General features: G+C 58.7%; 11 protein-coding genes. 9 read left to right on the top strand and 2 right to left on the bottom strand.

Annotation, left to right across the window (positions count from 1 at the left end):
• From ACMLHZ_RS10575 to guaA, 7 genes are all read left to right on the top strand, one after another.
• The coding region (locus ACMLHZ_RS10575; protein WP_418667688.1) for a hypothetical protein at window positions 1-528 on the top strand (528 nt) is incomplete at its 5' end.
• A 29-nt stretch (window positions 529-557) separates the two neighbouring features.
• A complete protein-coding gene (locus ACMLHZ_RS10570) occupies window positions 558-1565 on the top strand; it encodes a glycosyltransferase family 2 protein (RefSeq protein ID WP_418667687.1) in 1008 nt (335 codons plus the stop codon).
• An 11-nt stretch (window positions 1566-1576) separates the two neighbouring features.
• A complete protein-coding gene (gene glf, locus ACMLHZ_RS10565; protein ID WP_418667686.1) occupies window positions 1577-2677 on the top strand; it encodes a UDP-galactopyranose mutase in 1101 nt (366 codons plus the stop codon).
• Complete coding sequence (locus tag ACMLHZ_RS10560) at window positions 2674-3600, top strand: DUF1848 domain-containing protein (protein ID WP_418667685.1); 927 nt, start codon at window positions 2674-2676, stop codon at window positions 3598-3600. Before glf ends, ACMLHZ_RS10560 begins: the two co-directional genes overlap by 4 nt.
• A 106-nt stretch (window positions 3601-3706) precedes the next feature.
• Entirely contained in the window at window positions 3707-4276 is a 570-nt protein-coding gene (locus ACMLHZ_RS10555) for a TetR/AcrR family transcriptional regulator (protein ID WP_418667684.1), read from the top strand.
• Entirely contained in the window at window positions 4273-4815 is a 543-nt protein-coding gene (locus ACMLHZ_RS10550; protein ID WP_418667683.1) for a flavodoxin domain-containing protein, read from the top strand. The genes ACMLHZ_RS10555 and ACMLHZ_RS10550 overlap by 4 nt, the downstream gene beginning before the upstream one ends.
• Window positions 4816-4912: 97 nt before the next feature.
• Window positions 4913-6454, top strand: coding sequence for a glutamine-hydrolyzing GMP synthase (guaA, locus tag ACMLHZ_RS10545; protein WP_418667682.1), 1542 nt, complete (start codon window positions 4913-4915; stop codon window positions 6452-6454).
• Window positions 6455-6632: 178 nt separating this feature from the next.
• Here the strand turns inward: guaA and ACMLHZ_RS10540 are convergent, their stop codons facing one another.
• Together ACMLHZ_RS10540 and ACMLHZ_RS10535 are read right to left on the bottom strand one after the other, a co-directional pair.
• Complete coding sequence (locus ACMLHZ_RS10540) at window positions 6633-7043, bottom strand: DUF3795 domain-containing protein (protein ID WP_418667681.1); 411 nt, start codon at window positions 7041-7043, stop codon at window positions 6633-6635.
• The gene (locus ACMLHZ_RS10535; protein WP_418667680.1) at window positions 7040-7606 is read right to left on the bottom strand and encodes a helix-turn-helix domain-containing protein; all 567 of its coding nucleotides are present in this window, start codon (window positions 7604-7606) and stop codon (window positions 7040-7042) included. Before ACMLHZ_RS10535 ends, ACMLHZ_RS10540 begins: the two co-directional genes overlap by 4 nt.
• 166 nt (window positions 7607-7772) lie before the next feature.
• Between ACMLHZ_RS10535 and ACMLHZ_RS10530 the strand changes: the two genes are divergently transcribed.
• Window positions 7773-7961, top strand: coding sequence for a DNA-binding protein (locus ACMLHZ_RS10530; protein ID WP_418667679.1), 189 nt, complete (start codon window positions 7773-7775; stop codon window positions 7959-7961).
• Between the two features lie 12 nt (window positions 7962-7973).
• Window positions 7974-8585: Arm DNA-binding domain-containing protein (locus ACMLHZ_RS10525; RefSeq protein WP_418667678.1), on the top strand; the 612-nt coding region annotated here is incomplete at its 3' end.

Genomic DNA, 8585 nt, shown 5'->3' with positions numbered 1-8585 from the left:
TTGCTTAGCAACGGCATAACCCTGCTGCAACTGGCACTGATGCCGCTGTTCAAGGCAGTGCTTGGCATGACCGATATGGTGAGCACTGGTTTTCAGGTGGGGCGGCTGGGGCACAATTTTGACGGGACCCCCTATTATATTTTTGACTATGCGGCGGGCCCCCTGGGCGAGGGGGGCGGCGGCGGGTTTGCCTATTTTATCGCGGTACAGGCGACCATGGCCATTGCCCAGGTGATCAACTTTTTTGCCCAGCGCAGGGTCACGTTCAAGGCCAGGGGCGGCATTGCAAAAGCGGCGTTTTGGTATTTTATTGCCTATGTGGTCATCACGGTGGGGGCAGCCGCAGCCCAGGGGCTATATAAGGCGCCCATCTACGAGCTGTTCATCCGCACCTGGGGCATGGGCGGTTTTGGCGAGACGCTGGCCGATTTTATTACCATGATCATCAACTGCGCCATCTCGTTTTGGGTGTTTTTTCCCATTTTTAAGATCATTTTCAGGGAAAAGCCAACGGAAAAGATGGCATGAATCACCAAGCTCCGAAGGCGGGAACAGATATGAAACTTTTGTCCATCGCGGTGCCCTGCTACAACTCGCAGGGATATATGCGCCGCTGTGTGGAAAGCCTTCTGCCCGGCGGCAACGAGGTAGAGATCCTGATCGTGAACGACGGTTCGACAGACAGTACGGGCGCCATTGCAAATGAACTGGAAGCGGCTTACCCGGGCCTGGTGCGGGCCATCCACCAGGAGAACGCGGGGCATGGCGGCGCCGTAATGACCGGGATCCGCAATGCGCGTGGCCTTTATTTCAAGGTTGTGGATTCAGACGATTGGCTGGACGGCGCGGCCTACCATAGGGTGCTCGATACCCTGCGCGGGTTTCAAGCGCCGGTTGATCTGCTGGTATGCAATTACATATACGACAAAGCGGGCGCAGCCCACAAAAAGGTGATGCAATACCGAAGCGTGCTGCCCCGGGACCGGGTGCTGGGGTGGAACGACGTGGGGCGTTTCCGCAAGGGGCAGTATATTTTAATGCACTCGGTGATCTACCGCACGGAGCTTTTGCGAAGCTGCGGGCTGACCCTGCCGGAGCACACGTTTTATGTGGACAACCTGTACGTTTACCTGCCCATGCGCCGGGTGGAGAGCCTGTATTACCTGGACGTGGATCTGTATCACTATTTCATCGGCAGGGAGGACCAGTCGGTAAACGAGCGGGTGATGCTGCAGCGCATCGATCAGCAGCTGCTGGTGAACCGGCTCATGCTGGAACAGCTGGACCTGAAAACCGTGGAGAACGACCGGCTGCGGCGCTATCTGTACAACTACCTGGAAATCGTTACGATCATCTCGTCGATTTTGCTGCTGCGGGGCGGCGAGGCCGTGCAGCTGGAGAAAAAACGCGAGCTTTGGCGTTACATCCGCAGGAGGGACCCCTGGGTGTATAAAAAGCTGCGCCGGGGGGCCATGGGACAGCTCACGCATTTGCCCGGCACGCCCGGCCGCCGGGCGGCGCTGGCTGCTTACCGCATCAGCCAAAAGGTCGTGGGGTTCAACTGAAGGAGGAACGTATGGGGCAGCATTATGATTACCTGATCGTGGGGGCGGGGCTTTACGGCTCCGCCTTTGCCCGCATGGCGCTGGACGCGGGCCGCACCTGCCTGGTGCTGGAAAAGCGGGGCCACACGGCGGGCAACCTGTACACCGAAGAGGTGGAGGGCATCCAGGTGCACCGATACGGGGCGCACATCTTCCACACAAACAACGAGCGGGTGTGGGAGTATGTGAACCGGTTCGCCAGGTTCAACCGTTACACCAACAGCCCGCTGGCAAATTACAAGGGGGAGATCTATAATCTGCCTTTTAATATGAACACCTTTCATGCCATGTGGGGGGTGACGACCCCGGCCGAGGCACAAAAAGAACTGGAGCGGCAGCGGGCCGCCGCTTTTGTGCCCGAGCCCCGGAACCTGGAACAGCAGGCGATCAACCTGGTGGGGCCGGACATCTATGAAAAGCTGGTAAAGGGCTACACCGAAAAACAGTGGGGCCGCCCCTGCGCGGAGCTGCCGGCCTTTATCATCCGGCGGCTGCCGGTGCGCTTTACCTACGACAACAATTATTTCAACGCGGATTACCAGGGGATCCCGGTGGGGGGCTACACCGCGATGGTGGAGCGAATGCTGGAGGGCGCCGAGCTGCGGCTGGGCACCGACTACCTGGCCGGCCGGGAGGCCTGGAACGCGTTGGCGGACCGGGTGATCTATACCGGGCCCATTGATGCCTATTTTGGCTACAGGCTGGGGGCGCTGGCCTACCGCAGCGTGCGGTTTGAGACCGAGGTGCTGGACCTGCCGGACTACCAGGGCAACGCGGTGGTGAACTACACCGACGCCGAGACCCCCTACACCCGTATCATCGAGCACAAGCACTTTGAGTTCGGCACGCAGCCCAAAACCGTGATCAGCCGCGAGTACAGCGCCGAGTGGGCCTTGGGCGACGAGCCCTATTACCCGGTGAACGACGCGGTGAACAACGCTTTGTACGGGCGGTACCGGGCGCTGGCGGCCGAAGAAAAGGTGGTGTTTGGCGGGCGGCTGGGCGAATACCGCTATTACGACATGGACAAGGTGCTGGAAGCCGCCCTGCAAAAGTGGGAGGAGCTGGAATGATCATCAGCGCGAGCCGCCGCACCGACCTGCCGGCTTACTATTCGGGCTGGCTGTTCGAGCGGCTGCGGCAGGGGGAGGCGCTGGTGCGCAACCCCCTGAACCCCCGAAGGGTGAGCCGGGTCAGCCTTCGGCCGGGGGACGTGGACGGCATTGTGTTCTGGACCAAAGACCCCGGACCTATGCTGGGCCGGCTGGCGGAGCTGAGCGGGTATGCCTATTACTTCCAGTTTACCCTGACGGGTTACGGCCCGGAGGTGGAGCCGCGGGTCGCCGACAAGCAAAAAGTGTTGGTGCCCGCGTTCCGGCGCCTTGCCCAGGCGATCGGCCCGGGGCGGGTGGTGTGGCGGTACGACCCCATTTTTTTGAGTAAAACCTACACGTTCGACCACCACCTGCGCAGCTTCGAGGCGCTGGCCAGGCAGCTGCAGGGCTGCAGCGACACCTGTGTGATCAGTTTTTTGGATTTTTACCGGGGCACCGCCAAGCGCATGGCGGACCTGGCGCTGGAGGCTTTTCCGCCGGCGAAGCAGGAAGAACTGGCGGCTGCGCTGGCACCGATCGCAGAAGCGTACGGTTTTGCGATGGAAAGCTGCGCCGAGCGGCTGGAGCTTGCGCGGTACGGCATCCGCCACGGGCGGTGCATTGACCCGGAGCGGCTGGGCCGGATCCTGCACTGCCCGCTGCGCCCGGAAAAGGATAAGAACCAGCGCCCGGCCTGCGGGTGCGCGCCCAGTGTGGACATTGGAGCCTACGACACCTGCCCCGGCGGTTGCCTTTACTGTTATGCGGATCATGGCCGCAGACCGGCGCCCCATGACCCGGCCTCGCCCCTGCTGGCGGGCGCGCTGGGCCCGCAGGACCTGGTGAGCGAGCGGAAAGAGCGCACGCTGCGCGAGACCCAGCTGCGGTGGGAAGAACTGTGAGTAAAAAAGGAAGAGGGCCCTGGCCCCTTCCTTTTTTACTTGCAATTGAGGCCTGCATCATATATAATCTATTTATGTAAATTATTTATGCAAAGGGGGAGAACGGATGCCAACTCAAAAAATTACCCGGGAAATGGTGGTGGAGGCCGCGTTCCGGCTGGCGCGGGAGCGGGGCGCGGAGGCGGTGCAGGTAAAAGCCGTGGCGGCCGCCTTGGGGTGCTCGGTGCAGCCGGTGTACGGTTATTGCGGCAGCATTGAGGGGCTGAAGAGGCTGGTGACGGAGCGGGCGGGCCGTGAGCTGCATGCCTATGTGGCGGCCAGGCTGGACCCCGCCGACCGCTTTGGCAGCCTGGGCCGGGCCTACGCCGCTTTTGCAAAGGAGGAGCCGCACCTTTACCGCCTGTGGTTTTTGCGGCCCCGGCCGCAGGTGGCTTCGCTGGGCGCTATATTCGAGGCGGAAGGGGATCCCGCGGTGCCCGGGCTTCTGGCGCAGCAGCTGGGTATTTCGCGGAAAAAGGCCACAGCGCTTTATTTTCAGATGATGATCTTCAACACAGGCCTTTCGTTTATGCTGACGGCGCTGGGGGAAAACACGGACGCCGCCGAGGTGCAAAGGCTGCAAAACAGTGCGCTGGCCGCGTTTTGCGCGGCGGCGCAGCAGGAGGAAACGGAATGAAAAATGCATTGGTGGTATATGCGTCACGCTACGGGCATACCCGGCGCTACGCCCAGTGGATCGCGGGGCAGCTGGGCTGCCCGGCCCTGGAAGCGAGGCAGCTGCGGCCCCAGCAGCTTGCCGCCTGCGAGGTGCTGGTGTACGGCGGCGGGCTGTATGCGGGTGGGCTGAACGGGGCAAAAAAAGTGCTAACCGCCCCCCACCCCCTGGAGGGGAAGGAATTGGTGGTATTTACCTGCGGGCTGGCCGACCCGGCCGACGAGGCCACCCGGCAGCACATCCGGGCAGAACTGACAAAGGCGCTGCCGGAGGCCCTGGGGCGGGCGCACCTGTTTTTTCTGCGGGGCGGCATGGATTACAGCCGCCTTGGCCCCGTGCACCGGCTTATGATGGCCATGATGCGCCGCATGCTGCTGAAAAAGCCCGAAGCGGAGCGCGGCGGGCAGGACAGGGGGATCCTGGAAACCTACGGCAAAACCGTCGATTTTGTGGACATGGAGACCGCCCGGCCGCTGGTGGAGCTGGTGCGGGAGCTGTAATGCAAAAAATCCGGAAAGTTTGTTTTCCTTATGGGCAAAGTGTGGTATAATCAACACGATTCTTTGTCGGTTTTCACGAATAGAGGGAGGAAGACAAATGACACAGACGATTTTGGTCGTTGACTTTGGGGGGCAATACAACCAGCTTATCGCCCGCCGGGTGCGGGAATGCCATGTGTACAGCGAGATCGTGCCCCATACCCGGGCGCTGGAAGCGATCCGGGAAAAAAAGCCTGCGGGGATCATTTTTACCGGGGGGCCGAACAGCGTTTATCTGCCGGATTCACCCACCATCAGCCCCGAGGTGTTTGAACTGGGGATCCCGGTGCTGGGCATCTGCTACGGCTCCCAGCTTATGATGCACCTGCTGGGCGGCAGGGTAACAGTGGCGCCGGAACGTGAGTACGGAAAAGCAGAGGTGCTGGTGGACCCGGCCAGCGAGCTGTTCCGGGGCGTGAGCCCGGCAACCGTGTGCTGGATGAGCCACAACGATTACATCGAGGCCGCGGCACCGGGGTTCACCATTACCGGCCACACCACAAATTGCCCGGCCGCCGCAATGGAATGGCCCGAAAAAAAGCTGTATGCCGTGCAGTTCCACCCCGAAGTGCTTCACACACGCGAGGGAAGCAAAATGCTGGCAAACTTTGTGCACGGCGTGTGCGACTGCGCGGGCGACTGGAAGATGGATTCCTTTGTGGAGGATTCGATCTGCGCCATCCGCCGAAAGGTGGGGAAGGGCAGGGTGCTGTGCGCCCTTTCCGGCGGCGTGGACAGCAGCGTGGCCGCGGTAATGCTGGCAAAGGCCGTGGGCAAACAGCTGACCTGTGTGTTTGTGGATCACGGCCTGCTGCGCAAAAACGAGGCCGAAGAGGTGTGCGCGGTCTTTGGTCCCGAGGGGGCGTATGACCTGAATTTTGTGTGTGTGGACGCCCGCCAGCGCTTTTATGAAAAGCTGCGGGGCGCCGTGGAGCCCGAGGAAAAGCGCAAGATCATCGGCGAAGAATTCATCCGGGTGTTCGAGCAGGAGGCAAAAAAGATCGGCACGGTGGACTTTTTGGTGCAGGGCACTATCTACCCGGACGTGGTGGAGAGCGGCCAGGGCGGCGAGTCGGCCGTGATCAAGAGCCACCACAATGTGGGCGGCCTGCCTGACTGTGTGGATTTTAAAGAGATCATTGAGCCGCTGCGGGATCTGTTCAAGGACGAGGTGCGCAGCGCGGGGCGTGAGTTGGGGCTGCCCGAGGAGCTGGTGAGCCGCCAGCCCTTCCCGGGGCCGGGCCTTGCCATCCGCATTGTGGGAGAGGTGACGGGAGAGAAGATCAAAATGGTACAGCAGGCCGACGCCATCTGGCGGGAGGAGCTTTCCGCCAGCGGCGAGGCGAAGCACCTGGGCCAGTATTTTGCGGCGCTGACCAACCTGCGCAGCGTGGGCGTGATGGGCGACGAGCGCACCTACGACTACGCCGTTGCCCTGCGGGCGGTGACCACCACGGACTTTATGACGGCCGAGCCCGCCTACCTGCCCTGGGAACTGATCGCAAAGGTGACCAGCCGTATTGTGAACGAGGTGCCGCATGTGAACCGCGTGCTGTACGACTGCACCGGCAAGCCGCCGGCTACCATTGAGTGGGAATGAAGTCCGAAAGGGCGCAAACCCGCATAAATACAGGCTTTTTGACCTGTTACTTTGCCGCTTGATACTGGATTGATACTGTTTGTATCAGCCCGGCATTCGAGAGAATGATTGCAAGGGACAAGCAAAACCGCCCTGCTGAACGACAAATTCAGCAGGGCGGTTTTTTGCTTGTCCTTATTTATTTTGCCTTGGTTTGGCACTCGCTGCACTCCGCGTCGTGAAGTGAGATAACTCCTCCGCAATTCGGGCAGGTGTAAGTTTCAAGCTGCTGTTCCATAAAAGCGGCAAGGCCATGCTCTTTTACAAAAATGCTGCTTTGCATAAGGCTTGCACCGTAACACTGGTTATAGCTCTTTTCTAAATTCTCAATCAACTTGCAGGGAAAGGAACTACATTCAAAGCAATAGGTCAAGCCTTTTTCTCGAATACAGTCCTTAATCTTGCACTTGCGGCAATGCCCCGGCTTGCCGTCGTCACCCGGCAGACAACCTACGCAGGGCTTTTTTACATAGCAATGTTTATAGCATACCATACAGTTCATTCCGCAGGGAGCAAAGAAAGCGGCGTCAATTGCTGGAGGCATTTTCATAGGTTCGCCTCTCCTTTGCGCCATTGGATTTTTGGCTCACACTTCCCGCAATCGTCGCAGGTGTCAGGCCAGTTGAGTTTCCATTCAAGGTATTCCTCTCTGGTGATTTCCCCGTCGTGAAGCTCTTGCTGGCGCAAGAGCCATTCCCGCATGAACTCGTCCACAAGGCCGTACTGGAAGTACATCCCCACGGGAGCGTGGGCGGGCCAATCGTCATTGTCGTTGTAGCGCACATCGGTATCGTCCAAAAGATTATACTTACCGGGGTTGCGAACAAGCTGGAACAGACGGATTGCACCGGGGGTGTCCTCGTCCAGCCAGAAAAACGTCCGCATGAAGTCCTCGGCGCAGCCCGGAGCTACGGTATAGAAGTTCTGGCGGTTGACACGCAGCACCTCTGCGATTTTGTCCAGCATTTCCGTTTTGGGGACACGGTAATTCGTTTCGTATTGGGCGATACGGTTGTCCGCGCCCTTTTCGTCAAAGCCGATTGCCAGCCCCAGTTCCTTTTGCGTCATACCCCGAAAGGTGCGGATTTTCTTTATCTTATCTCCGACTGTCATAATATCCCACCGCCTTTGAAAACAGTATAGCGCAAAAAAGCGAAATATGCAAGATAAAGTTTAACAAAAAAGCGAATTAAATCCTTGACATTAACACTTGTGTTAATGTATAATGAAGATGCGGACATTAACATATTTGCGAAATTAAAATAAGGAGGTGCTGAATGTGGCAAAGGAACTGTTTGTACGGGCGGAGGAGGTGTCCCAGGAGTTGGGGATTTCCAAGCCCTACGCCTACAAGCTGGTGCGGGAGATGAACGAGGAACTGAAACAAAAAGGTTTCATCACCATCCCCGGGCGGGTGAGCAGGCGCTATTTTGAAGAAAAATTCTACGGACTGCGGGACAAGCAGTAGGGAGGGAGCAAAATGCCGGCATACAAAGACAAGACCAAGGGAACCTGGTATGCGTCCTTTTACTATGAAAACTGGACGGGGAAAAAGGAAAAGAAGATGAAACGGGGCTTTCCCACCAAACGGGAGGCCCTGGAATGGGAGCGGACATTTCTGCAACAGCAGACCGCCGACCTGGAAATGACCTTTGAGAACTTCGTGGCCCTCTATGTGGCGGACATGAAAGGCCGTATCAAGGAAAACACCTGGGGGACAAAAGAGCATATCCTTTACAAAAAGCTGGTGCCGTACTTCGGCAGGCGGAAGATGTGCGATATTCACTCCAAAGAAGTCATAGCGTGGCAGAATGAAATGCTCAACTACCGGGACGAAAAGGGCAAACCCTATTCCCCCGTGTACTTAAAAACACTTCACAATCAGTTGAGCGCCGTGTTCAACCATGCGGTGCGGCATTACAACCTAAAGGCAAACCCCGCCGCCCAGGTGGGTAACATGGGCAAGGCCAAGGGCCGGGAAATGCTGTTCTGGACAAAGGCTGAGTACCTAAAGTTTGCGGAGGCCATGATGGACAAACCGCTCTCCTATTACGCCTTTGAAATGCTCTACTGGTGCGGCGTCCGGGAGGGG

The organism is Allofournierella sp., from assembly GCF_048388525.1.
Taxonomy (GTDB): Bacteria; Bacillota; Clostridia; order Oscillospirales; family Ruminococcaceae; genus BQOK01.
Note: the sequence above shows the minus strand (reverse complement) of the source record. Positions and strands in the feature narration are given on the sequence as shown.